The sequence below is a fragment of the Butyrivibrio hungatei DSM 14810 genome (assembly GCF_900143205.1).
In the GTDB taxonomy this organism is placed as follows: Bacteria; Bacillota; Clostridia; order Lachnospirales; family Lachnospiraceae; genus Butyrivibrio; species Butyrivibrio hungatei.
On the sequence record NZ_FRDH01000015.1, the window covers coordinates 50,577 to 74,999 of the forward strand.

At 35.5% G+C, this 24,423-nt stretch carries 22 protein-coding genes; 17 read left to right on the plus strand and 5 right to left on the minus strand.

The window, feature by feature from the left end; all coding sequences use genetic code 11:
- The first annotated feature begins 2,418 nt into the window (after nt 1–2,418).
- The 6 genes from BUA02_RS14600 to BUA02_RS14630 all read left to right on the plus strand — a co-directional run bounded on the left by BUA02_RS14600 (nt 2,419) and on the right by BUA02_RS14630 (nt 9,328).
- Nucleotides 2,419–3,585 (plus strand): replication initiation protein, encoded by a 1,167-nt coding sequence (locus BUA02_RS14600; RefSeq protein ID WP_072705486.1) that lies wholly within the window; start codon nt 2,419–2,421, stop codon nt 3,583–3,585.
- 41 nt (nt 3,586–3,626) lie between these two features.
- Entirely contained in the window at nt 3,627–4,934 is a 1,308-nt protein-coding gene (locus BUA02_RS14605) for an ATP-binding protein (protein ID WP_072705488.1), read from the plus strand.
- 304 nt (nt 4,935–5,238) lie between these two features.
- A complete protein-coding gene (locus BUA02_RS14615) occupies nt 5,239–5,589 on the plus strand; it encodes a hydrogenase maturation nickel metallochaperone HypA/HybF (protein WP_242946519.1) in 351 nt (116 codons plus the stop codon).
- Nucleotides 5,590–5,627: 38 nt separating this feature from the next.
- Nucleotides 5,628–6,821 carry a nickel pincer cofactor biosynthesis protein LarC gene (gene larC / locus BUA02_RS14620; protein ID WP_072705492.1) on the plus strand — a complete coding sequence of 398 codons (1,194 nt, stop codon included), beginning with the start codon at nt 5,628–5,630 and terminating at the stop codon, nt 6,819–6,821.
- 70 nt (nt 6,822–6,891) lie between these two features.
- The gene (locus BUA02_RS14625; RefSeq protein WP_072705494.1) at nt 6,892–7,839 is read left to right on the plus strand and encodes a GTP-binding protein; all 948 of its coding nucleotides are present in this window, start codon (nt 6,892–6,894) and stop codon (nt 7,837–7,839) included.
- 88 nt (nt 7,840–7,927) lie between these two features.
- A complete protein-coding gene (locus BUA02_RS14630) occupies nt 7,928–9,328 on the plus strand; it encodes a sensor domain-containing diguanylate cyclase (RefSeq protein ID WP_072705496.1) in 1,401 nt (466 codons plus the stop codon).
- Here BUA02_RS14630 and BUA02_RS14635 read toward each other — a convergent pair.
- On the minus strand, nt 9,325–10,680 hold the full coding sequence (locus tag BUA02_RS14635) for an MATE family efflux transporter (RefSeq protein ID WP_072705498.1): 1,356 nt from the start codon (nt 10,678–10,680) through the stop codon (nt 9,325–9,327). The two genes, BUA02_RS14630 and BUA02_RS14635, sit on opposite strands and share 4 nt — an antisense overlap.
- 104 nt (nt 10,681–10,784) lie before the next feature.
- Entirely contained in the window at nt 10,785–11,768 is a 984-nt protein-coding gene (gene pta / locus BUA02_RS14640; protein WP_071174802.1) for a phosphate acetyltransferase, read from the minus strand.
- A gap of 212 nt (nt 11,769–11,980) precedes the next feature.
- Here pta and BUA02_RS14645 point away from each other — a divergent pair, with 212 nt between their 5' ends.
- Nucleotides 11,981–12,217, plus strand: coding sequence for a hypothetical protein (locus tag BUA02_RS14645; RefSeq protein WP_083572792.1), 237 nt, complete (start codon nt 11,981–11,983; stop codon nt 12,215–12,217).
- A 44-nt stretch (nt 12,218–12,261) separates the two neighbouring features.
- On the opposite strand, the gene BUA02_RS14650 is transcribed toward BUA02_RS14645, so the two are convergent.
- Nucleotides 12,262–12,900, minus strand: coding sequence for a phosphoribosyltransferase (locus BUA02_RS14650; protein WP_072705500.1), 639 nt, complete (start codon nt 12,898–12,900; stop codon nt 12,262–12,264).
- 153 nt (nt 12,901–13,053) lie between these two features.
- Here BUA02_RS14650 and BUA02_RS14655 point away from each other — a divergent pair, with 153 nt between their 5' ends.
- The 3 genes from BUA02_RS14655 to BUA02_RS14665 all read left to right on the plus strand — a co-directional run bounded on the left by BUA02_RS14655 (nt 13,054) and on the right by BUA02_RS14665 (nt 15,428).
- On the plus strand, nt 13,054–13,659 hold the full coding sequence (locus tag BUA02_RS14655) for a YgjV family protein (protein WP_072705502.1): 606 nt from the start codon (nt 13,054–13,056) through the stop codon (nt 13,657–13,659).
- Between the two features lie 237 nt (nt 13,660–13,896).
- On the plus strand, nt 13,897–15,096 hold the full coding sequence (locus BUA02_RS14660) for a hypothetical protein (RefSeq protein WP_071174799.1): 1,200 nt from the start codon (nt 13,897–13,899) through the stop codon (nt 15,094–15,096).
- Between the two features lie 35 nt (nt 15,097–15,131).
- Entirely contained in the window at nt 15,132–15,428 is a 297-nt protein-coding gene (locus BUA02_RS14665; RefSeq protein ID WP_071174798.1) for an STAS domain-containing protein, read from the plus strand.
- A gap of 157 nt (nt 15,429–15,585) precedes the next feature.
- Here the strand turns inward: BUA02_RS14665 and BUA02_RS14670 are convergent, their stop codons facing one another.
- Both BUA02_RS14670 and BUA02_RS14675 read right to left on the minus strand, forming a co-directional pair.
- Nucleotides 15,586–16,422 (minus strand): DegV family protein, encoded by an 837-nt coding sequence (locus tag BUA02_RS14670; protein ID WP_072705504.1) that lies wholly within the window; start codon nt 16,420–16,422, stop codon nt 15,586–15,588.
- Between the two features lie 95 nt (nt 16,423–16,517).
- Nucleotides 16,518–17,189 carry a hypothetical protein gene (locus BUA02_RS14675; RefSeq protein ID WP_072705506.1) on the minus strand — a complete coding sequence of 224 codons (672 nt, stop codon included), beginning with the start codon at nt 17,187–17,189 and terminating at the stop codon, nt 16,518–16,520.
- 227 nt (nt 17,190–17,416) lie between these two features.
- Here BUA02_RS14675 and BUA02_RS14680 point away from each other — a divergent pair, with 227 nt between their 5' ends.
- The 7 genes from BUA02_RS14680 to BUA02_RS14710 all read left to right on the plus strand — a co-directional run bounded on the left by BUA02_RS14680 (nt 17,417) and on the right by BUA02_RS14710 (nt 24,215).
- Nucleotides 17,417–17,701 carry an HU family DNA-binding protein gene (locus BUA02_RS14680; RefSeq protein WP_071174794.1) on the plus strand — a complete coding sequence of 95 codons (285 nt, stop codon included), beginning with the start codon at nt 17,417–17,419 and terminating at the stop codon, nt 17,699–17,701.
- Between the two features lie 69 nt (nt 17,702–17,770).
- Nucleotides 17,771–17,950, plus strand: a complete 180-nt coding sequence (locus BUA02_RS14685) for a hypothetical protein (RefSeq protein WP_071174793.1) — start codon at nt 17,771–17,773, stop codon at nt 17,948–17,950.
- A 130-nt stretch (nt 17,951–18,080) separates the two neighbouring features.
- Nucleotides 18,081–18,818 (plus strand): lysophospholipid acyltransferase family protein, encoded by a 738-nt coding sequence (locus BUA02_RS14690; protein WP_072705508.1) that lies wholly within the window; start codon nt 18,081–18,083, stop codon nt 18,816–18,818.
- Nucleotides 18,815–20,326, plus strand: coding sequence for a 2-oxo acid dehydrogenase subunit E2 (locus tag BUA02_RS14695; protein WP_072705510.1), 1,512 nt, complete (start codon nt 18,815–18,817; stop codon nt 20,324–20,326). The genes BUA02_RS14690 and BUA02_RS14695 overlap by 4 nt, the downstream gene beginning before the upstream one ends.
- A gap of 70 nt (nt 20,327–20,396) precedes the next feature.
- Nucleotides 20,397–22,418 carry a beta-galactosidase gene (locus BUA02_RS14700; RefSeq protein ID WP_072705512.1) on the plus strand — a complete coding sequence of 674 codons (2,022 nt, stop codon included), beginning with the start codon at nt 20,397–20,399 and terminating at the stop codon, nt 22,416–22,418.
- Between the two features lie 109 nt (nt 22,419–22,527).
- Entirely contained in the window at nt 22,528–23,607 is a 1,080-nt protein-coding gene (locus BUA02_RS14705; protein WP_072705514.1) for a hypothetical protein, read from the plus strand.
- Between the two features lie 2 nt (nt 23,608–23,609).
- On the plus strand, nt 23,610–24,215 hold the full coding sequence (locus tag BUA02_RS14710) for a TetR/AcrR family transcriptional regulator (RefSeq protein ID WP_072705516.1): 606 nt from the start codon (nt 23,610–23,612) through the stop codon (nt 24,213–24,215).
- The last annotated feature ends 208 nt before the right edge of the window (nt 24,216–24,423 follow it).

The following is a 24,423-nucleotide window of genomic DNA, read 5'->3' on the forward strand; positions in this document are numbered from 1 at the left end:
TTATATGCATAATATATGTAATTTATATCATCTATGTTATATTAATATTAGGGCTAGCCCTTCATTTTTTATGTTTTGCTTTGTTATATATGTTATATATCTATATATTAACTTAATGTTCTTTTCTATTTAATTACTTCGTTCAAATATAGAAGAACGATTTTGTGAAGCGTTTTCCACCACTATCTTTTGTTTAATAATATATATCATATATACATTCTATAATACCTTCCCTGCATAAACCAGCATGCACAATTAAATAAATATGCTATACACGAAATATATAATATATATGTTATATATATAATATATTTTAGATAGCAAATATAATTATATATGTTATCTTCAGTTAATATAATATATATGTTATATACTACTAAAGCTATTGCGAGAACTTTATATATGATAGATATCATACATATGTAATATATCTAATTGATAGTATATATTTATAAGATGATAGATATGTTAGATATAGAATAGACATTAAATAATTTAAATATGAGAGATATAAAATATAAAAAATATAGGTAATATATTATAGTTGATTCATATATAGTAGATATGATATAATCACTATGTAATATAAATATGATGCATAAAATATACAACAAAAAAGCAGCAAAATAAAAGAGCAGAAATACTAAACTAAGAAAAAAAGAAATCCCTGGCCCAGAAGTAGGATTATATTAATTTTTATCAACAAATGCACAAAAATTAATTAAAACAGCTACATTTATCGTTTTAGATCTTAAAAACACGTGTATCCCAATAAACAAACTATTAAAAACATAAATCAAAACTAAACAAAACATAAAAAAAGAAATCAAAAAGATGCAAGTGCACCAATTATCATAGCCCCGCGAAGCACAGCGCTAAATTTAAAAAATGCAAGTAAATGAAGATAGAATGCAATAGGACTTGCAATGCTCCAAAAATGAATAGATAATATTAGGTTGTTAATCATAAAGAACTACCTAAAAATAAAGGATAAACAAAGATAATTAATTCAAGGTATAACAACAAGTGCAATTTAATCAAAAAATGACCGCGTAATTAAAAGAATTGACCGAATTGAATAATCGATTTTTCACAATACATTTTATTGTCAGTTCAATTGTTAACAAATAAAATATCAAATGATCGTATCAGAAATAAAAGAAATAGAAATTTTAGTTGATTTTCAATAAAAGTACAATAAAGTAAAACCATAAATAGCGTATTAATTAAGATATGTTAAAAGATAACTTAATATATCTTAATTCATACGTTTTTTGTTTTTATAAATAGCTTTTTAAAATGAAAGCTTAATATTTTAAGTGATAATGTTAGAAATATTAAATAACAAAAAAATTTAATATAAAAAATTAAATGTAATACAGTTTAACTACCATGTTGTTGTTTTATTAGTTTTTTATAACAACAATTGTTTATTAATTAATAATCAATATATGACCAGGGAATATGCGACTTTATAAAAGTTAAAGTGACTAAAAAGGGAATATAAGGGGAACAAAAAGGGATTGGGAGGTAAATGATTCTGGAATGAAAAGTGACATAAAAGGGATTAAGTTAAAAGAGTTAAAAGTGTATAAAAAGGGAAGCACAAGCATCAAAATAGGGTTGAAAAGTGACTAAAAAGGGAATCAGATGATTCCAGCCTTGAAACAAGAAATAAGAACAGAAAAGCCAGTAAACTCGGGGCTTCTGGTTGTGGATCTTTAATAAGGTGACAAAAAAGGGAACGCAAAGGTGAACAAAAAGGGAAGAGCGATTTTTGGGATTGTCATAGTTAGAAATTCTATGATCAGGGGCCTATATTTCAAGAAACAAAAATTATAGGTGACAAAAAAGGGAATATACAAGTTTTAAGATTAGTATCTACCAGAATAATAAATCTGAAAGAAAAATGAAAGAAACAGAAAAGAGCTGGAAGGATAGGTATATAAGCAAAGTATATAATGTGGAAATAAGTAGCAAATAAGATCATAGAGTATTGGACATAAGGTAGAAGGCTTATGAAACAGGAAAAGGACTCTTTAAAGATTGTACTCAGAAATTTATGGCTAAAAGTGACAAAAAGGGGAAGAGAATTTACCTGTATAGTCAATGTAAAATAGTCAAAAGTAAATAAAAGGGGAACGATAGCCTCTTAAGGTGCATAAATAGGGAACGGAAAAATTTACCAATTAGGTCAACTATTTATTGTGGTTAAAAGTTGACAAAACCGCTAAATCTAGCGAAAATTAACTTGAAGGTGACAAAAAAAGGAATATAATAATAGAAAAAGGTTTATAAAAAGGGAATAGATATTTGGAACACAATTTTTAAAGGTGAAAAAAAAGGGAAGATATCATAATTGTTAAGGTGTACAAAAAAGGAAGAATACATACAGGTGGAAGATAATACGGGGGAACAATGAAAGAAGAAAAGCGTGAGCAGCTTATAGTGAGACATACCTATAAGAAATCAAATGAACTGATTAATGCCATGGGCAAGGGTACAGCACTCAGTCAGAAACTTTTTGCCATAGGGATGCAAAATATTACAGTAGATGATACTAATAACGTTGTAGCTACTATTTATGGTACTGAACTAAGAAAGATGTTTAAGTCATCTTCCGGATCTTTGTACGAGCATATTGAGGCACTTTGTGACAAGCAGATAAAGGGCGCAACTATTTTTGACTGGAATCTTCTGATGAAAGACAAAGAAAATGGCAAAATCGAAGTTCATCAGGTGGTAACAGATGCATCATTTAAAAATGGAACGCTTACTTTAAGATACAATAACTCCCTTACAGATAAGATCGTCAATCTACAAAAGGATTATACAGTACTTAGTTTAGCTGACACGCTTAGTTTGAAGAGTGTCTATTCATTGCGCTTATATGAAATGCTTAAATCAGCATACGATTACAGAAAGGCAATTACAAAACAGTCAGGGGAACAAGTTTGTGACTACAACCTGATAGATCTTAAATTTGAATTAGGAATTATCAATTCAGGCGGAGATAATAAAATTAAAAACGAACTTGAAAAGAAGCATCCAGATTACGCTAAGCTAGAGGAATTAGTTGAAAAAACGGGACAAACAAAATATAAAGAGTACAAAATCTTTAATAGAAATGTACTTGCAAAAGCTAAAGAAGAGCTAAACAAAAAAACGAGCCTTATAGTTGACTATGATCCTATAAAGAGTGGTAGAAAAACTGTAGGTATTCGTTTTTATGTTGATAAAAAGGATGTTAATGGTAAAGAGGTTGAAAAAGAAGTAAAGATCAATAAGGATGAAGTATTAGATGATCTTATTGAACTTATGCATGATACTTTCAAGATAAAAGAGATCAGGGAAATAGCTGAAGCGGCGTCTTATGACTTTGATAAGATAAAAAAAGCATATGAGTATATGCAAAACTATAATAACGATGTTGATGTTCCAATCGCATTCATGAAAGAATGCATTAAAAATGAATATTATAACAGTAAATCAAAACCGTTGAAGGCAAAGAATAAATTTAATAATTTTGAACAGAAGACAGATTATGACTTCGAGGAACTTGAAAAGCAATTACTAGATAACTGATATATGTTATATAACATATATATTATAATGCGAGGTATATGATGGAAAAGATTGTGTCAAAGCTCTTAATTTATGGAGATCGGCCCAAGGATACAATTCTAATGCAGTTAGCATCGGTTTTTGAAGACCTGCATAGTGGGAATTACAACAAAGAAGACCTTGTATCGAGAACATACAAACAGGTAAAACGTCTTTTAGTGCTTGGAACAGATAATGCTTTTGATAATAATCTCTGGCATAACTACCTAGCATATTTGCTGGTCATGGATGAAAATCCTTTTAGTTTGTGCTGTGAGAAGGTTGGAAGTAAGGACGGAAGTGTTAATCATTTTGCAATCAATGATTTTCATGAATTTAGATGTTTATTTGATTACGACTTTTCAGAAATCGAAGAAAAACTTGGCATAGATTGCTTTAGCTGCTTGACAAATTACAAGGCTATAGAAAAGCCAGAGCTTATGTATAATGGCAACGTAAGCGAAAAAGTGAGAGCGCTAAGTACAGCATTAGAGAAAGCTTCATCTGATGAAGAGTTTTTTAATGTGATTACCTCGTTTTACAAAAATATTGGAGTAGGCGAATTTGGTCTTAATAAAGCTTTTAGAATCAGAGAAAAAAAAGACGGTAAGGTGGCGTTTGCTCCAATAAATAATATGGACAAAGTGGTCTTAGATGACCTTGTAGGTTATGAAATACAAAAGAAAAAGCTTATAGCAAACACAAAGGCTTTCATTGAGGGTAAAAAAGCAAACAATGTGCTTTTATTTGGGGATAGTGGAACAGGAAAATCAACAAGTATTAAAGCAATTGTAAATGAATACTATGGTGATGGCCTTAGAATGATCGAAATTTATAAGCATCAGTTTAAACTGCTATCGCAGCTAATTTCACAGATAAAAAACAGAAATTATAAATTTATAATTTACATGGATGATCTATCATTTGAAGAAGATGAATCAGATTATAAATTTTTGAAGGCTGTTATTGAAGGTGGAGTTGAAACGAGACCTGATAATATCTTGATTTATGCAACATCAAACAGACGACATCTGATAAAAGAGACCTGGAAAGATAGAAGAGATGTTGAACAGGATGGTGATATACATAGATCTGATACCATGGAGGAAAAATTGTCGCTGGCAAACAGATTTGGCGTGACGATTGGGTATTACAAACCATCCAGACAGGAATTTTATGACATAATTAAGGTGCTAGCAAAAAGGAGTGGAATAGAACTTGAAGAATCAGTACTCCTTGCTGAAGCTGATAAATGGGAACTTAATCATGGAGGAATATCGGGAAGATGCGCGCAGCAATATATTAATCATCTTGCTGGCGCAAATTCTTAAGGATCCCATTTTAAATTTGGACAGTTAGGAGCACATCCTTTAAGAGAATTATTTCGTACTTCACAAGAAGCATTACGACATTCACTGCATTTAAAAGTATAGTGATAGGAATACCTCTTTTTACATGCTTTACAGCAAAAAGGGGCGCTACTATTTCGTGCTATAAAGGTTCTGCCGCATCCTACACAGGTTTTTTCGATATTGTGAGCCATAATATCCTCCTATATATTTAATTATGCTAGAAAAAAATATATAATCAATAAAATCCTTTAAAATTTTTAATAAAAATATGTAGGTAAGTGATATGCATGAAATGAGTTATATTACCAGAATGGTTGAAATGGCGCTGGATGTTATTAAAGAGGATACAACAGTAAAGGTAAAGCGTATTGAAGTACAAATAGGAAAAACAAGCGGTGTAATGCCGTTTTATATGTATAAGTATTATCCAGATGTAGTTAAGGGAACTCGTTTGGAAGGGGCTGAACTTATTTGCGAGGAAGTTCCAGTAAAAGCATTGTGTGAAGAATGTGGTAAAGAATACTATCCAACTAGTGAAAACAGATATCTTTGCACACACTGTGGCGGAAGAAAGGCACACATTATTGAGGGCAAGGGTGTAACACTTAAGAATATTGTTGTAGAAGATATATAACATATATCAAAAATATATGTTATATAAACGGGGCGTTTATGAAGAGTTTGTATTTAGAATGCAAAATGGGAATCGCTGGAGATATGCTAACAGCAGCTCTTATTGACCTTTTTGATGACGCTAGCGAAAAAGTAAATGAACTTAATAGGCTGGGTATTCCTCATGTGGATTATGTACTTGAAGATTCTAATAAAGCTGGGATCAAAGGCAGACATATGAGAGTGATGGTTCATGGTCATGAAGAAGGTGAATCACTAGATAGTCATGAGCATGATTTTGGAGAGCATTCTCATCATCATAGACTTCTTTCGGAAATTGAACAGATTATTGAAGGATTAGCCATTGGTGAAGATGTAAAAAATGATATAAAAGAAGTATATAAACTTCTTGCAGAGGCTGAAAGCAAGGTACATGGTATTGCTGTGTCAGAAATTCATTTTCATGAGGTTGGAAACTTAGATGCGATTGCAGATATTACTGCAGCATGCTATCTTATACACTGCCTGGCTGTTGATAAGATCATTGTTTCGCCGATTAACGTTGGAAGTGGAACGGTTAAGGCGGCGCATGGAGTTTTACCAGTACCAGCACCAGCTACAGCAGTTCTTTTAGCAGGTATCCCATATTATGAGAGCGAGACCATAAAATCAGAATTATGTACACCAACGGGTGCTGCATTAGTCAAGTATTTTGCAACGGATAATGGCGTACAACCTGTTATGAGGGTTAGCAAAATCGGCTATGGAATGGGCAAAAAAGATTTTGAACAGGTAAACTGTGTTAGGGTAATTTTAGGAGAGATTGAAGAAGACAAAGAGCAGGTGTTTGAGCTTTCCTGTAATATAGACGATATGACTCCTGAAGAAATAGGCTTTGCTACGGAAAAACTATTGGAAGTAGGAGCGTTGGATGTATTCACAACAGCAATAGGAATGAAAAAAAACAGGCCCGGAATTTTGTTAACTTGCATGTGCAGAAAAGAAGAAAGAGATGAAGTGGTGAGGGAATTATTTAAAAATACTACAACCATAGGTATACGTGAAACTGTCTGCAACAGGTATGTTCTTGCAAGAGAGATAAAGAAGAATGACACACAGTATGGAGAAATAAGAATTAAAAGATCATACGGTTATGGAGTAGATAGGGTAAAACCAGAATATGATGATCTGGTAGAGCTAGCAAGAAAATCTGGAAAATCACTTCTGGAAATAAAAAAAGATATTGTTAAATGATAAAAAAGGCCGAATATTGCGGCCTTTTTTAATGAGGTGGTTATTAAAAGTTTGCAAACGAGGTATGAAAATGATTAAAATCGATCTTATAACAGGTTTTTTAGGCGCAGGGAAAACCACTTTTTTGAAGAAATATGCTAAGTATTTATTAGATAAAGGCGAAAGAATATGCATAATTGAAAATGATTTTGGTGCCATAAATGTAGACATGGTGATTCTTCAGGATATTGCGAGTGATAATTGCAATTTAGAGATGATAGTTGGAGGAGATGGGCGCGAGGCACATCAGAGAAGACTAAAAACAAAGCTTATTGCAATGGGCATGAACGGATATGATAGAGTAATAATAGAGCCTTCAGGTATATTTGACTTAGACGAATTTTTTGATGTGTTATATGAAGAGCCATTAGATAGATGGTATGAGATAGACAATGTTATTGCTATTGTGGATTCTAAGTTAGAAAAGGATATAACCAGGGAGTCTAGATATTTATTGATGTCTGAGGCGGCAAGTGCGGGAACGATTATTCTTAGTAAATTAGAAAGCATAAGTGATCCTGATATAGAGTTTACAGAGCAGCGCATAAAATCTCTGATGGAGGAATTTAAGTGTTCTAGAGTTATTAAAGAAGAGGATTTTATTGCTGTGCCGATAGAATGCCTTGATGACAAAGCGTTTAATCTAATTGTTAAGTCTGGATATAATAAAGCTAGTTATCCTAAAGAGGCAATAAGTGATAAGGATGGCTTTCAAACCATTTTTTATTTTGACTACAGTAGCGATGAGAAAAAGCTTCAAGAAAATGTGAAGAGCGCTTTTGAGGATATACAGTGTGGAAAAATACACAGAATAAAAGGATTTGTACAGACTGGAGTTGATACTAAGGTAGAGATCAATGCAACAAGGCAAGAGTTATCTGTTAAGGCTGTAGAATCCGATAAAGCAGTATTGATAGTCATAGGAGAACAATTGAATAGGAATTCTATAAAAAAATATTTCGGTAAACCATCATTGTAGTGGAAAATACCACTTGATTTAGTGTATAATTTATGGCAGATGGGTTGTTTCTTGACATTATTTTGATAAGTGTGTATAGGAGAAAGATATGCCAGAACAGACCAATACCGGAAAAATAGAATATTCTTCTACTAAGGAATTTAGTGATAGTGATATATTGTCTATGCTAAAAGACCTGCCGGATGCATGTTGTATTTTTAAGGTCTTAACTGATCCTTTTGGAACGGTTAAGGATATGCTATTTCTTTTTGCAAATGAGAAATATGCGCAATTAGTTGGTAAGCCAACCTCTGAGCTGATCGGAAGCACATATTTTACATCTGTATCTAATAGAGATGAAGATTGGATCAAGTATAGTTATCAAGCAGCTATGCTAAGACAGTCATCTATCATGCGCACATACAATACATATTATGATAAATGGTTTGAGTTTTGGGCTGTTCCAGTTTATCAAAAGGGATTTTGTGCGTTTATTATCCATGACGTAACGGCAACTAAACATAGTGAAGACGATATTGTTCTTACTAATAATACAAATAATCTTGTTATTGATTGTGCAAAAGCATTGTCTTCTGCAGAATTTGGCAAGGGCCTTAGACGAGTCTTGAAAGTTGTGGGGGAGGCTATAGAGGCAGATAGAGTGTTTGCTATAGAGGCCGATGAGGGCAGTGTAGTAGGTTTTCATGAGTGGATAAACGGAGCTAGCGCGGCCAAATTACCAACAAAAGAAGATATAGAAAAACATGATTTTATAAGTTTGTGGGATAAACAGCTTAAGGATAAAGACTTGGTTGTTGTTAACGATACAATGATTTTACGAGATTATAATGAGGCACTGTATAACGATGTATTGGCGGGAAATATACAGCGTTATATTGTTGCTGTTTTAAGAGATAATGAAAAGATAATAGGTTACTTAATAGCAGATAATTACGCAAATGATCTTTCTATTAACGTATCAAGCGTTATTGAATCTGTTGCGATATTTATCTCATATGAAATGAGAAATAGAACGCTTACTTCAGAGATGACTTATCTTGGTAGTCATGATGCATTAACTGGACTAGGAAATAGATATGCTCTTAATCAGACTCTAAAGCTCCTTACAGAGATGTCTGCTACTGTTGGTGTATGTTATTTAGATGTAAATGGCCTTAAAGTTATCAATAAGGAAAAGGGACATGAGGCTGGTGATGCGCATATTAAGGCTGTGGCTGAGAAATTCGCGCAGGTTTTTAAAAATAAATACTGTTACAGAATAGGTGGAGATGAGTTTATTGCTGTTATTCCGGAGATAATGGAAGATAAATTTGCGGAACTGATCGAAAAATACAGAAAAAAATGTAGCAATATTGAGGCATCTATAGGTTCCTGTTGGATAGCAAATTCACAGGAGATTAATCGTGCCGTTAAAGAAGCTGATGAAACCATGAGGGAAGATAAGGCCAGGTACTACGTGGAGCATGAGAGAAGAAAGGGAATGAATTAAGAGTAGGCACCGTCTACTCTTTTTTCCCAATTGCTCTTTTTAAAATATATCAGCATAATGACGCTGCAAACAAGCCACCCAGCAGGATATGCAATAGATATAGGATATATGGATGTTGTTAAATGTGACACGATAAAAAGGTATATTTGCCTGAAAACAACAAAGGATGAGAGCATAATATACATAGGAGCTTTGGCGTCACCAACACCTCTAAGTACACCAGCATGGGTTTGGTTACTACAGCATAGGATATCAAAAAAACAATTCATTCTGATAAATAGTGTGCCATATTTGATGACTTCAGGATCTCCATTGAATAATGAGACCATTTTAGGGGCAGCAAAGAATTCAGGAATTACTAGTGCCATAGTGCATATAGCAGCAAGGAAAAGAGCTTCTTTGATGCCTTTTTTTATACGATCTACATTACCAGCACCAGCATTTTGTCCGACAAAAGTCGTAGCTGTTAATGCAATACTTTGCATTGGGAGCATTACAAAGGCATCGATTCTTCCATATGCCCCCCATCCTGCGGTGCTAGATTCACCAAATCTGTTGATATATCCCTGAACAAATAAATTTGAAAAAGAGATTATCGCCATCTGTATTCCGGCAGGCATACCAATCTTTATGATCTGTTTAAGAATGGGTTTGTCTATAGTGAGTTCTTTGAATCTGATGCTATAACAATCGTCAGTTTTAAAAAGCACCCACAAAGTAAGGAATGCTGAAATAAATTGAGAGATTATAGTAGCATATGCTGCACCTGCAACTCCCTGGTGAAGTACAATTACATAAAGTATGTCCAAAACTATGTTAAGAACAGAGGTAATTATCAAGAAAATAAGTGGTCTTATGGAATCGCCGACGGCTCTAAGAATCGCAGATCCTATGTTATACATCATAAGACCTATTATTCCTAGAAAATAGATTCTGAGGTATGTAGTGGCAAGCGGCATAACTGACTCTGGAGTAGACATGAAAACTAAGAGAGGCGGTGTTACGAAGTAGCCAAAAGCCATCAGCAATATGCCAAGTAAAAAAGTGCACACAATGGCCGTATGAACAGCTTTTCTAAGATCGGAAATGGTTTTTGCGCCGAAGAAATGTGAAACAACAACACTAGCGCCTGTGGAAAACCCCATAAAGAAACCAACAAGTGTATTGATTGCAGGAGCTACGCTGGTAACTGCACCAAGACCATCAGGTCCTACAACTTGGCCAACTACGATACTGTCTATGGTGTTATAGAGTTGTTGAAAAATATTTCCGGCAAGCAAGGGAATGGCAAAAAGAATCATCTCTTTGCGGATTGAGCCTTGTGTCATATCCATGGTAGAAATGCGTGACATACGTTACCTGACTTTCTTTGAAAAATAAGACTATCGTATAATTATATACGATAGTCTTAAAAATTCAATGATATATAACATAAATATCATATATATGATATTTATTAAGCAAGAGAAGCGGTGATGATAGACATTGAATATACTTCAATTGCGTTGCAACCACGAGAAAGATCGTTGATTGGAGCATTAAGGCCAAGAAGAATAGGGCCATATGCTTCGAAGTTGCCCATACGCTGAGCAATCTTATAACCGAGGTTACCAGCATTAATATCTGGGAAAATAAATGTGTTAGCGTGACCTGCTACAGGTGAGCCTGGAGCTTTCTGCTTTGCGACTCTAGGAGATACAGCAGCGTCAAACTGAAGCTCTCCATCGATAGGAATCTCTGGATATCTCTCCTGAGCCTTCTTTGTTGCGTTTTGCATCTTGGTAACAGTGTCATCTTTTGCTGATCCCTTAGTAGAGAATGAAAGGAAAGCGACCTTTGGATCAACGCCAAATCTCTGAGCGCAGTTTACTGTCTCACCGCAGATTTCAACAAGCTCGTCTTCGTTAGGGTTGATGTTGATTCCGCAATCAGCCATAGCGATAACTTCGTTTTCTCCAGTAGCTGAAGGACGAACAAGAATGAAGCATGAAGAAACGATAGTGTTCTCAGGCTTTGTTTTGATGATCTGAAGTGCTGGACGAACAGTATCAGCTGTTGAGTATGTTGCACCACCAAGAAGACAGTCACCAAGTCCCATTTTTACTAACATTGTTCCAAAGTAGTTTGTCTGCTTAAGGATAGGAATAGCTTTTTCTGGTGTCATTCCTTTACTCTTTCTAAGCTCGCAGAACTGCTCAACCATTTCATCAAATTTGTCGAAGTTCTCAGGGTCAATTATCTGAGCTCCTCTGATATTGTAACCAGCATCTTCTGCTGACTTATTGATCTCATCTGGATTTCCTAAAAGGATAGGTTTTAAGAAGTTACCTGCAAGAAGTCTTGAAGCAGCCTCTAAAATTCTTGGGTCAGAACCTTCAGGGAATACGATTGTCTTAGGGTTAGCCTTTAGTTTCTGTATCATATCACCAAATCCGTACATTGTTTTTCCTCCTTGTATGTATCAGATATATTTTTTTAGCCGATTGCGATTATAATCCTTATAATTTCAAAAAAACTTGATTTGACTCAAGTTTTGGGCTAAAATTCACAAAAAAGATTGATTATTTTTTAACTTACTTATGTATATTTTCTTTTGTACTTGTAATCACATATATTATGATATAATTCATATGATTTTTGGAGGTTGATATAATGAACATGAATCCTATGCTTTTAATGCAGCTTCAGCAGAGATTTAGTCTGTTTTCACAGGATCATCCCAAGGTATTGCCTTTTTTTAGAGCTATCGGGAGCAATGCAATGCAGGAGGGAACTATAATAGATATTAAAGTTACAACTCCTGATGGAAAGACCCTTGAATCAAACATAAAGCTCACTGCAAATGATATAGAAACTGCAAGAATGTTGATGAACATGAACAATCAATAGAAAAGAAGCTCTTTAGCGATAAAGAGCTTCTTTTCTTATTTAGGTCAAATGGTGGAATAACCGAAGCCGTTACAGATAGCATCTACAGGAATGCCGGATTTACAAAGCGTGCAAGAGTCCTGCGAATAGCTAGCGTAATCAGGTAGGTCTCTGGCTGTGAAAAGTGCTCTTATTGGAATGCTTTCAATCTGGGTTGCTACTGAGAAAACGGCAGCGATACCAACAATGTCGCCCATATAAAACTTAACTGAGTCTAATGCGCTTTTTAATGTTCCGCCGGTTGTGGCAGAGTCGATAAGGATCAGAACTTTCTTATCCTTTATCATATGTTTGTTATTGTCCCTGAACATTATCTGGTCATTGACGTTATATTCGGGGCTTGTTATGTACATTGTCTTGTGAGAGTTCTTTGAAAGGATACCTGCTTCAGTAAGCTTGTTTGCCATATATGATCCTACAACTTCCATCCCGTTAAGACAAAGGATTGTATCGATGATATCTGAAGCCAAAAACAGTTCAGCAAGGGATTCGCCAGCTGCTCTTGCTTCTTTCATTCTGGCTTTTGTGTCGCAAAAGTCGATGTAGTAATTTACGTGAGAATGAGGGGTTATGAAATGGCCAGGTGTATAACGCATAATTACATCTTTATTTCTTGGATATTCCATTTTTACATAGTTCTGCATATGATACCTCCCTCTTCAGAAAATGTGTTTATATAATATGATAATATCATTTAATTATCAAAATTCCAAATATTCATCATACCTTTTTCCATTGCTTTAATATCTTGGATTTGCTATGATTCTTTTGTAAATACGAATAAGAAAGAGGTTAATATGGATACAAAAACAATAATTGAAGCGATTGGATATGTTGGATCCGCTTTGGTGCTGGTTTCATTTTTGATGGCATCAGTAGTTAAACTTCGAATAGTTAATTCAGTAGGAAGCGTGATATTTACTATCTATGCTTTTATAATTCATTCATATCCTACGGCAATCATGAATTTATGCTTGGTAATGATAAATATTTATTACCTAGTAAAGTTGAGTAATACAAATGTAGAATATGATTTTGTAAAGCTTAATAAGGAAGATAGCCTTCTTAAGTACATAGTTGATTGCTATAAGGATGATATAATGAAGTGTTTTCCTGGTATAAACATGGATTTTTCAGAGGCAAATGTTGGATATGCGGTATGCCACAAGGGAACGCCTACAGGAATTTTACTCGGATCATTAAATGATGGGTTATTGGAAATCATGCTTGATTATTCGACTCCTGAATATAGAGATTTTTCTATAGGCAAATATCTAATGTCAAAGCTTCCTGAGGAAGGGGTTAAGTCGTTGGTATATAGAGGATCTGATGTAAATCATAAAGCGTACCTATCTAAGCTTGGTTTTGTACAAAAAGGAGGATACTACGAAAAAGTCTTATAATTTTTTTAGGTTCAGTTAAGGTTAGTAAGGTAGAATCTGATCATCAAGAGTGAGTAATCTCTTGAACCCCACATATATACTTTTCATAACACAACAGAAGGGCTTCTGCACCAGCAGGAAGCCCTTCCTCCCATTAATGGGGGAAAACAGTTTCTAGAAAATTAACAATTTCATAGACACAAACAAACATAATAAAGTATATAATTAGAATAAATAACTGATGAGGGGGACACTTGGATGAAATCTGAGCATGTGAAGATTGGCAGGGTTGAAAGAGACATAACCAGAATATATCAGCTGTTTGATGATTTTGTGTTTGATATCAGACTGGATAAGAAAAACGAGCTTCATTTACGACTACTAACAGAAGAGGTGTTGAGGCTGGCCAAGCAGATAGTTGGAGATAATACTGTGGATTTTTGGTTTGAGGGAGACGCAAGAATCGCTTATATTTTTCTGACAGCTACCAATAGTATTGACGAGAATAAAAGGCAGGAGCTCCTTTCAGTTTCATCTTCGGGAGAAAACAGCATGGAGCAAGGCTTTTTTTCAAAACTAGCTTCAATGTTTGTTATAGAGCCGCCGGCTGAAAAGAAATGGTCTTTAAAAGAATATCAGGCTGAGCTTTTGAAAAAGAGAGAAGAAGACAAGTACTCCCAGGAAGCATGGGATGATTTGGAGAGGTCGCTTGTTGCTAACCTTGCAGACGATATAGAAGTTGGATTTGATAAAGACATCGTTAAGATGATAGTGACGAAAGACTTTTCAGAGGCTCTTTCCAATGTTAATTCAAGGGTTCCGGCTATTATAAGTAAGCAGATCATAGTAGACAGCGATGTGATTAAAGCTTCTAATGCCATAGGTAGAGCGGATAGTACTATAGAAGAGCTGAAACTAAATAAAAAAGACAGTTTCCATCTTAATCTCATTTTTGAAGAGACATTAGGCATGTTAAAGGAGATGACGGGGGAATACAGCGCAGTTATATGGTTTGAAAAATATAAAAATCAGTGCTGCATTAGGTTAACGGCAAAGACAGAAATGGATATAAACAAGAAAAAGAACTTGCTTGATATGTCCTTTGACGGCACAAATTCTCTAGTGAAAGGGTTTATGGGCAAAGTCCGGGATGTCATAGAAAATGGCGCTTTAGGGTACAATAATGTTATGAAATTACAACAAGAATATGGCGGTGGCTATGTTCAATATGGTACAATGGGAATGTATAGTAGCACGGAGGGAATGGCTGATACAGGTATTATGTGGTCATTGTGCGAATATAGAAGTTCCTTGTCAGACGAAATGGAAAATGTCAGTGTCAAAGAGGCTTGGGATGAACTTGAAAAATCCATTGTAGCTAAGTTGGCAAAAGATGTCGTTGTTGGTGTTAAGGGCGACAGAGTAGATATGACTATTGTTTATGACATTGAGCAATAATATCACGTGATATTTTAATATGAGAGGAGCATACTATGACGATCAACAAAATTGCGAATGGAGCGGATTTAATAATTGCGCTGGATGGAAGACTTGACACTACTACAGCACCACAGCTTGATGATGAACTCAAGGCATCATTATCAGGTGTAAAAAAGCTCGAGATTGACCTTGGGAAGCTTGAATATATTTCATCTGCGGGACTTAGAGTTTTGTTATCTGCCCAGAAAGTTATGAATAAGCAAGGGGAAATGATTGTAAGAAACGTAAGTGAAGAAATAAAGGAGATATTTGAGGTTACAGGATTTGTAGATATTCTTACAATTGAGTAATTACAGATTGTTAGAGCAAGTCGCGCTTTGGCTTGCTCTTTTTTAAATGATAAGGAGGGGCTATTGTATGGAAGACATATATCAGGGAGCCATAATTACATTACGAGCTGCGCTTACTTTCCTTATCCATTGGGGAAAAAAATGAAGAGAGTAGAGTTCAGGCAGAAATGAACAGCACACCTAACGTTCCCGGTCCACAGTGAGATGAAACTACGCTTCCTGCCCTGGTTTCAAGAATTTCATCGAAATGATCAAGGCTTTCAAGGTATGTTCGTACGGAGTTAACAATTTCTCTGTCGCATCCTGAATGAGTGATAAAAACTCTCTCTTTTCTTGCGGATAGAAGGTCTGCCTCCATGTCTTTTACGTAGTCCATCACATATTTTTTACTAGATCCGCGGTATTTCTTTTCTGGGTGCATTGCCCCATTAGAAACAGCAATTCTAGGATGTAATTTTAGTGCAGTGCCAAAAAGAGCTGCAAGACCAGAGCAACGACCACCCCTGTGAAGATAAACAAGGGTGTCAATAACAAAGCTTGCTTTAACTTTGTCTTTTAATCTTTCAATTTCTGAAACGATTTCCTTGGCAGAAAGGCCTTTTAAGGCTAGTTCAGCAGCATAAACGACCTGAAGACCAATTCCAGTTGATAGATTAGCGGAATCTATAATGTAAATTTCTTTATTGTCGTTGCGTTCTTCAGCCGCTAGTCTGGCGTTATTGAAGCTGGCTGACATTGAGGATGATATAGTAAATATAATGTATTCATTGTCGTTATCAATGAATTTTAGGATATCATCAACGCTGGGAGCCGCCGTTTTAGGAGTTTCACCATGTTCATCTGACCATTTATATAGAATCTCTGGAGCTATATCAATTCCGTCCAGATACTCTTTTTCTCCAAGTCTAACATATAGAGGAATGATACCTATATTGTATTTGTTAATTATCTCTTTTGAAAGATCACATGTGCTGTCCGAAAGTATCTTAACCATCGTATTCCCCCATTTATGAATATAATTAGAATGATAACGCATCTCTATTATAAAATAAAAGAGAAGGATAAGAAAATGCTCTTATCCTTCTTTTTTTAAACTGCTTTGAGTAGCTTATTCTTTATGCAGATCTTTGCCCCCAGGATCTTTTCATTAGAACCTTCAAATTCCACAGTTATTCGACCTGTATCAACGGATTTTACAGTACCCGTACCGTATTTGGCGTGTTCTACAGTGGATCCTTCTGGATAAATTTCTTTTATCTCATCATCAGTAAGTTCTGGTTCAATAACTTTAGGCGCAACAACAGGTGTTACAGGAGCCTTAGGCTTGTATGTAGTGTTTTCACAGAGACATTCTAATATAAGATCCAGATTTTCATTTGTAAAAAAGATTATTTCGTGAGGAAGGTAGTTTTCTGTTTCGTTAAGACGATATAGTTTATTTCCATTTTTGATAAAAAGAATTGCTTTACTACCTATTTCTTCATAGCCGGAAATTATGTCCTCTATCTCGTCTTTATCGTTTTCAGTGATTGTGATGGCGAGATTTTCAGATTCAGCCATTCTTTTGATTGAAGTGTAGTCTTTTTCAGTAGCATGAATTTGGTAACGATCATATATAAGAGTATTTACGTTTAATATTGAGCCGTTATTACCAAATTGGCATAAAACACTAAGATCATCATCACGTTTGATTGAAACCTTTAATCCCTTATCTTTTATGAGTTCGCAGGCTTCTTCGTATGAGTATAATTGATTATCCATGACTTTTTTATTCCTTTTCTAAAAAATAGCGCAGATATGTATATTACAACACCATACGCATGCTTTCAATATGGAAAAATTGAGCATTTTTTGTTTTTTTTTCAATAAAAGCTAAGAAAATTGCTAACTTGGTTGACATCTCACATTTTTTGTAATACGCTTTAAAGGTAATAATCAGTTGTAAAACTGATAAAACGGTTTAATAATCTTTTGAGGAGGTTCATTACATGAACAAAACAGAATTAGTTGAAGCTATCGCAAAGCAGACAGGTCTTACAAAGGCTGCATCAGAGAAGGCAGTTAAGGCATTCACAAATGCTGTAACTAAGGAGCTTAAGAAGAAGGGTAAAGTTCAGCTCGTAGGTTTCGGTACATTTGAAACATCTAAGAGAGCAGCTAGAACAGGTAAGAACCCTCAGACTGGCGCTACAATTAAGATTCCTGCAGCTACAGTTCCTAAGTTCAAGGCTGGTAAGGCTCTTAAGGATCTTGTAAACGGCAACAAGAAGTAATTCATTATGATAATGATTAGGCCAGAGTACGTTGTACTCTGGCCTTTTACAACTTTATGAGAGGTGATCATGAGATCAGAAACTGAGATACGCAAAAAATTACAAGATGAAATTGATATTTATCTTACATGCCCTAAATTTTCAGTGGAAGAGCACGCCCATAATATCACGATGTTGGCGTGGGTAGTTGATGTTTCGGACAAAGAACTCAGCGATATGATACGTGATGCAGAAAGTTCCTTTTCATAAAATTTTGTTTTAGTGATAAAATACCTAGGCAGCATTGCATTCAGAAGTGAATTGCATGCTGCCTTTAGTTTGGTTATAATTACCTTTGTGCGTTTAAAATTTTATCTTTTTTTCGAGCGGAGAAAGACTCATGAAACATCCTGTGTTTCGGCTGATCAAGAAAATTGCATATATTGTTTTTCCAAAATATAAGGTAATCGGAATGGAGAATATTCCAGATGGTCCGGCAGTTGTTATTGGGAATCATTCTCAAGCGCATGGACCTGTTTCTGTTGAATTATACTTTCCAGGAGAGCATTATACTTGGTGTATAGCTGAAATGATGGAAAAAGATAAAGTGGCAGAATATGCTTACAGGGATTTTTGGTCAAAAAAACCTGTTATAATAAGACCGTTTTTCAAACTGGTGGCACATCTTATTCCATCATTATCAGAAATAGTATTTACTAATGCGGATACACTTCCGGTATATAAAGATAAGAGGGTTTTTAAAACCTTTCAGTTGTCAGTAGAAAAACTTGAGCAGAGTGCTAAAATTGTTATTTTCCCTGAGGAGTATACAGAATATAACAATATTGTGCATAGATTTCAAAGGGGCTTTGCGTACCTTGGCAAATACTATTATCGTCAGGAAGGACAGGATATCCCATTTGTACCAATGTATGTTTGTCCTGCAAGAGGCGAGTTAGTATTTGGTGAGCCTATTTATTATGATCATACGAAAAAAAGCGAAGAAGAAGCAGAAAGAATTTGTGGATATCTTCAGGATGCGATTTCAGAAATTGCTTATAGCCTTCCTAGGCATAGGGTAGTTCCTTATCCAAACGTATCAAAAAAAAAGTATCCTTATAATGAAAGATTGTTATGAAGAAACCTGTTGTAGATTATAGAAAATTAAGATTATCAAATATTGCAAGTACTGAATATCGCCATTTGCTTCTTTTATTAGGTTGGGTAGGATATTTCTTCATGTACTTTGTTACAGAGAGAGTAATACCAGAAAGTGCGTGTCACGTCGTTCACAGTAAAGTGGATGACATGATACCATTTAACGAATATTTCGTGCTATTTTATGTATCTTGGTATATATTTATGGCTGGGTCTCTGCTGTATCTGGCATTGTATGATATAAAGAGTTTTATTAGGGCAGAAAAGCTTGTATTAGGAATGCAAATAACAGCTGTTATCATATATATAGTATGGCCTTCGGTCCAATATTTAAGACCAGATCACTTTGAAAATAGTAACTTCTGTACTTGGCTTATGGGGATTATTTATTCGGCAGATACTCCTACTGGAGTTTGTCCTTCACTGCATGTAGGATACACTCTTGCAGTATTGTCTGCGTGGATAACGCGTAAGGAGTCAAAGTTGTGGAAGAAATTTATGATGACCGCATGGGCAGTTATGATCTGCATCTCTGTTTGCTTTGTTAAGCAGCATTCTTTTATAGATGTATTGGCAGCAATTGCTATGTATACTGCATTAGAACTCGTTATCAATGGGAGGAATATTAAGTTGGGAAATCGAAGATGGGGAGACCGTATAGACGGAAAGCTATTACGTGATGTTGACGCTATGCATTATGTAATGCCACTTATGTATCCTAATAGATGTGACAATGAGGCGTTTATGACAATGTCTATTGATCTATCAGAGACTGAAAGGTACATTCATGAGCATAATAAGCTCAACCCTGAACATAGAATTTCTATTTTTGATCTTGTTATAGCGGCTACCCTTAAGACTATAAATCTTCGTCCACAGATGAACAGATTTATTGCGAATCAGACTTTGTACCAGCGCAATAATGTCACAGCGGCATTTACTGTTAAAAAGAACTTCAAAGACGATGGAGATGAGACGCTTGCAAGAATTGTGGCAGAAGAGGGCGATAATCTTGAAAGTATAAGTAAAAAAGTAAGAGACCAGATTGCATTATGCAAGACACAGGATGATGAGTCTACTGATGCCATGAACTTTATCAAGCATCTTCCAGCTAAGCATGTCTTAGGAGCTTTTGCAAGATTCCTTGATAAGCATGGATGGATGCCACAGTCAGTAATTGCTACAGACCCATATCAGTGCTCAGTAGTTCTTTCGAATTTAGGTTCACTAGGAATGAATATAGGTTATCATCATCTGATGAACTGGGGTACTAATTCTATCTTTATTATCGTTGGCTCCAAGATCAACAGGCCACATTTTGATGCTGAAGGCAATATTACTATGAAAAGAGAGTTAGATCTTTCCTTCACGATTGATGAGAGAATATCGGATGGCTTCTATTATGGACGATCACTGAAGCTTTTAAAGAAGCTTGTTGAAAATCCTACTCTTTTAGAGACTCCTCTCACAGAAGAAGTGAAATATTAAGATTATACCTAGCAATATACGATTTGTTATGCAATAATCTCCTTACAGGTTTCTGTAAGGAGGTTTTTTTATGGTCGAATCTAGCAAAGTACAAAAAATATTGTATGGTGGAGATTATAATCCAGAGCAATGGCCTGAAGATATATGGGAAGAGGATATGAGGCTTTTTAAGGAAGCACATATTGATATAGTAACTCTTAATGTATTCAGCTGGGCTCAACTTCAACCTTCTGAAGATACTTACGATTTTTCCAAGCTTGATAAGATAATGGAGCTTGTTCAAAAGAACGGTCTTAAGGTCTGCATGGCGACTTCTACAGCAGCACATCCGGCCTGGATGGCTAGAAAATATCCAGATATTTTAAGAACTGAAAAAAATGGTGTGAAGCGTAAGTTTGGATCTCGTCATAATTCGTGTCCAAATTCGCCTACATACAGAAAGTATGCTTCTAAGCTGGTTGAAAAGCTTGCTGAGCGCTATAAGGACTATGATAATATTGTATGTTGGCATATTTCTAACGAATTTGGTGGCGAATGCTATTGTGAAAACTGCGAGAAGCGTTTTAGGTCATGGGTAAAAGACAAATATAAAACCATAGAAGAAGTGAATCGCGCTTGGAACATGACTTTCTGGGGACATACCCTATATGATTTTGAAGATATTGTTACTCCAGATCTTCGCTCAGAAGAATTTGAGTGGGATGGAATCAGGACAAATTTCCAGGGAATATCTTTGGATTATGCTCGCTTCAACTCTGATAGCCTGCTGGAATGTTTTCTTTTAGAGAAAGAGATACTTAAAAAGTATACGCCGGATATTCCTGTTACAACGAACCTTATGGGAATGTACAAGCCGCTTGATTATCAAAAATGGGCGGAGCATATGGATTTTGTTTCTTGGGACAATTACCCAACTTATAATGCTAAACCTTATGAACCAGCGATATCTCATGACCTGATGAGAGGTTGCAAGAATGGCAAACCATTTGCACTTATGGAGCAGACTCCAGGGGTAACTAATTGGCATCTGTACTGTAGCTTAAAGCGGCCAGGAGTTATGAGACTTTACAGTTATCAGGCCATGGCTCATGGAGCAGATACGGTAATGTTTTTTCAGATGAGACGAAGCATCGGTGCTTGTGAGAAGTATCATAGCGCCGTCATCGATCATGTTGGTACATCGGATACACGCGTTTTTAGAGAGGTCTCTGCTCTTGGAAAAGAACTTGAGACAATAGGCTCTAGCATTTTAGGAGCCAGGTCAAAAGCTGAGATAGCTATAGTTTTTGATTGGGACAATTGGCGGGCAATAGACTGGTCTGCAGGTCCTTCAAGACTTTTAAATTACTGTGATCAGATAAAAAAGTACTATTACGCCCTTTGGAGAAACCATTATCCTGTTGATATAATCAGTGTAAAAGATGATCTTTCAAAGTATAAGTTAGTAATAGCGCCTATGTTGTATATGTGCAAGAAAGGCTATGATCAGACAATTCGCAGCTTCGTAGAAAACGGTGGAACATTTGTTACTACCACTTTTAGCGGCTATGTAGATGATAATGACCTTGTTGTAACTGGTGGGTATCCTGGAAAACTGAAGGATATACTGGGAATATGGGTAGAAGAGTTAGATGCACTTCCTCCTGAAGAGGCGAATTCCTTTATTTACAAGGGAACAGAGTATCCTGCGCAGGTTCTGTGCGATGTCCTTCATCTAAGGTCTGCAAATGAGCTTGCCAAGTATGAAAAGGACTTTTATGCCGGAGCTCCGGTAATTACAGTAAATGCCTTTGGTGCAGGTAAAGCATATTATTGTGCAACCCAGTCAAACGATGATTTTTATAAGGAATTTTTGTCTGACATATGCTCAGAGTGTGGAGTGCAACCATTACTAAAATGTGATGAAGACCTTGAAGTAACAGAGCGTTCTAACTCCAATGGTGACTTCCTATTTGTACTCAATCACTCTCAGGAGAAAAAAGAGTTTGTTTTACCATATGATGCTTGTAATCTGGTAACAGGTGATGAGTATTTTAAGGGAAAAGAGATAAAGATATCCGGAAAAGATGCAATGATACTAATAAAAAAGTGAATATTTCAGTGTTTAGAAAGGCTACCCCATGGGTAGCTTTTTTGTGGTCTTGACAAGGAGAGCTCTCAATGATTTAATCGAACCATGAGTTTAATTAACGGAGGAGAGTATGAAGTTGAGGTATTTTGTGATTGTCGTTGTGGTTATAATATTGATAGTGCTGTTTTTGTTGGGAAAACGTGTAGATGTGAGAACAAATAAGCATGTAGCGGAGCTAGATGAAGAATTGCAGGAAATTCTTTATCTAGGATCATTGGCACCAAATTCCCACAATATCCAAAGCTGGAAGATAGAGATTTATCCTGGGGAAAATTATCTAACTATCTGTCTTGATGAATCAAGACGGCTTAAGGTAGTAGACCCAAAGGACCGCGAATTGTACATTTCCTTGGGCTGTTACGTGGAGACCTTGATAAAGAGTTTTTCAGCTTATGGTTATGAGACTAAATATGAGATTTGCCAGGATGAAAACTATGTAAGGCTTGAGTATAGTAAGACTTCGGGTGTGATAGATAAGGAGCTGATCTCAATTATCACTAAGCGTCACACAGATAAGAGGGCATTTGACAGATCAGTAGGAATTAGCGAAAAAGAATACTCATATATTGATGAAAATAACCGTGGAATCTACTTCTTTTCAGTAGGTGATAATAAATTTGATCTTATAAAAAGTGAAACCCTAGAAGCGTACACGGAACAAGCCTATAACAAAGAGGTTGCGGCGGAGTTGTCTTCATGGCTAAGGTTTTCGGATAAAGAGGCTTTGGATCAAAAGGATGGGCTTCCAGCGGAGCAACTGGGCATAAGCGGTATCAAAAAGACGCTTTATTACCTGTCTACAAACCACGAAAGCGCTCAAGGAGAAAGCTTTGCAAAACAAGGAATAACAACTACCAAAAATCAGTTGGATGGTTGTACTGGTTTTGTTATAGTTAACTCAGTTGATTCTGCAAAGGAGCTTATTTTGTGTGGAATGAAGACCGTAGATCTTTGGCTTGGTCTAACGAAAGATTCTATTTCTGTACAGCCTATGAGTTACGCCATAGAGTGCGTAGAGTATAGAGAAACGCTTGAAAAAGAACTGGGAATAGCGAATATACAGATGATTTTGAGAGTTGGGTATACAGCTGATTATGGAAAAAATGCAGCTATAAGGAGGGATTTGGCCGATTACATATCGGTAAAATAATTATGGCAAGAAGAATAAAAGAAGAGCCTTCAGTTCATCGCAAAAGAATTGCTGACGCAGCAGAAAAACTATTCATAACACACGGTATTGAAAAAACCACGGTGTCAATGATTGCTGAAAGTGCTGGATATAGTAAGGCTACGATATACGTATATTTTGAGAATAAGGAAGAGATTGTTGCTTATCTGGTATTGCATAGTATGAAACTGCTTAAAGATGAAATAATGAATCATACAAGTAAATCATTGTCTTATAAGGATAATTATTCAGGTGTCTGTGAAGGCATTATTAGATATAAAGATAAATACCCTATTTATTTTTCTCTATTACAAGATGTGATAAACGTGGATTTTTCAGAAGGTCAGTATTATGAGAGCGAAAAAAGCACGTATTACATAGGTGAAGAGATCAACAAATATATCTCAGAACTTTTCAATCTAGGAGATGATGCGTTTGTGGTGATATTTACTTTTTGGTCCTCAATATGCGGAATTCTTTCGATGACTGATAAGAAAAGCAAATATATCGAAAAACAGTCTAGGATAAAAAAAGACAGTTTTGTATTATTGGAGCTGGAGATGTTATACCACGGATTGATAAATAGATAAAAGATATAGTTTTATTAGAGCGATTATTTAGTCGCTCTTTTTTTATGAAGAAAATAATGTAATAAAATGTTACACAGGATATTTTACTGTATTTTACTCTCATATCACCCAAACCTCATGTCCGAGACTTAATGCTTAATAGGATTAAATAAAGAACCATACGACGGTTATCGCTTAATGATAACCGTTTTTATGTGCCAAAATAGTG

What these genes read in the sequence shown, in the direction of transcription:
- BUA02_RS14600 (WP_072705486.1), top strand. Translation starts at nt 2,419, where the DNA reads ATGAAAGAAGAAAAGCGTGAGCAGCTTATAGTGAGACATACCTATAAG.
- BUA02_RS14605 (WP_072705488.1), top strand. Translation starts at nt 3,627, where the DNA reads ATGGAAAAGATTGTGTCAAAGCTCTTAATTTATGGAGATCGGCCCAAG.
- BUA02_RS14615 (WP_242946519.1), top strand. Translation starts at nt 5,239, where the DNA reads ATGCATGAAATGAGTTATATTACCAGAATGGTTGAAATGGCGCTGGAT.
- larC (WP_072705492.1), top strand. Translation starts at nt 5,628, where the DNA reads ATGAAGAGTTTGTATTTAGAATGCAAAATGGGAATCGCTGGAGATATG.
- BUA02_RS14625 (WP_072705494.1), top strand. Translation starts at nt 6,892, where the DNA reads ATGATTAAAATCGATCTTATAACAGGTTTTTTAGGCGCAGGGAAAACC.
- BUA02_RS14630 (WP_072705496.1), top strand. Translation starts at nt 7,928, where the DNA reads ATGCCAGAACAGACCAATACCGGAAAAATAGAATATTCTTCTACTAAG.
- BUA02_RS14635 (WP_072705498.1), bottom strand. Translation starts at nt 10,680, where the DNA reads ATGTCACGCATTTCTACCATGGATATGACACAAGGCTCAATCCGCAAA.
- pta (WP_071174802.1), bottom strand. Translation starts at nt 11,768, where the DNA reads ATGTACGGATTTGGTGATATGATACAGAAACTAAAGGCTAACCCTAAG.
- BUA02_RS14645 (WP_083572792.1), top strand. Translation starts at nt 11,981, where the DNA reads ATGAACATGAATCCTATGCTTTTAATGCAGCTTCAGCAGAGATTTAGT.
- BUA02_RS14650 (WP_072705500.1), bottom strand. Translation starts at nt 12,900, where the DNA reads ATGCAGAACTATGTAAAAATGGAATATCCAAGAAATAAAGATGTAATT.
- BUA02_RS14655 (WP_072705502.1), top strand. Translation starts at nt 13,054, where the DNA reads ATGGATACAAAAACAATAATTGAAGCGATTGGATATGTTGGATCCGCT.
- BUA02_RS14660 (WP_071174799.1), top strand. Translation starts at nt 13,897, where the DNA reads ATGAAATCTGAGCATGTGAAGATTGGCAGGGTTGAAAGAGACATAACC.
- BUA02_RS14665 (WP_071174798.1), top strand. Translation starts at nt 15,132, where the DNA reads ATGACGATCAACAAAATTGCGAATGGAGCGGATTTAATAATTGCGCTG.
- BUA02_RS14670 (WP_072705504.1), bottom strand. Translation starts at nt 16,422, where the DNA reads ATGGTTAAGATACTTTCGGACAGCACATGTGATCTTTCAAAAGAGATA.
- BUA02_RS14675 (WP_072705506.1), bottom strand. Translation starts at nt 17,189, where the DNA reads ATGGATAATCAATTATACTCATACGAAGAAGCCTGCGAACTCATAAAA.
- BUA02_RS14680 (WP_071174794.1), top strand. Translation starts at nt 17,417, where the DNA reads ATGAACAAAACAGAATTAGTTGAAGCTATCGCAAAGCAGACAGGTCTT.
- BUA02_RS14685 (WP_071174793.1), top strand. Translation starts at nt 17,771, where the DNA reads ATGAGATCAGAAACTGAGATACGCAAAAAATTACAAGATGAAATTGAT.
- BUA02_RS14690 (WP_072705508.1), top strand. Translation starts at nt 18,081, where the DNA reads ATGAAACATCCTGTGTTTCGGCTGATCAAGAAAATTGCATATATTGTT.
- BUA02_RS14695 (WP_072705510.1), top strand. Translation starts at nt 18,815, where the DNA reads ATGAAGAAACCTGTTGTAGATTATAGAAAATTAAGATTATCAAATATT.
- BUA02_RS14700 (WP_072705512.1), top strand. Translation starts at nt 20,397, where the DNA reads ATGGTCGAATCTAGCAAAGTACAAAAAATATTGTATGGTGGAGATTAT.
- BUA02_RS14705 (WP_072705514.1), top strand. Translation starts at nt 22,528, where the DNA reads ATGAAGTTGAGGTATTTTGTGATTGTCGTTGTGGTTATAATATTGATA.
- BUA02_RS14710 (WP_072705516.1), top strand. Translation starts at nt 23,610, where the DNA reads ATGGCAAGAAGAATAAAAGAAGAGCCTTCAGTTCATCGCAAAAGAATT.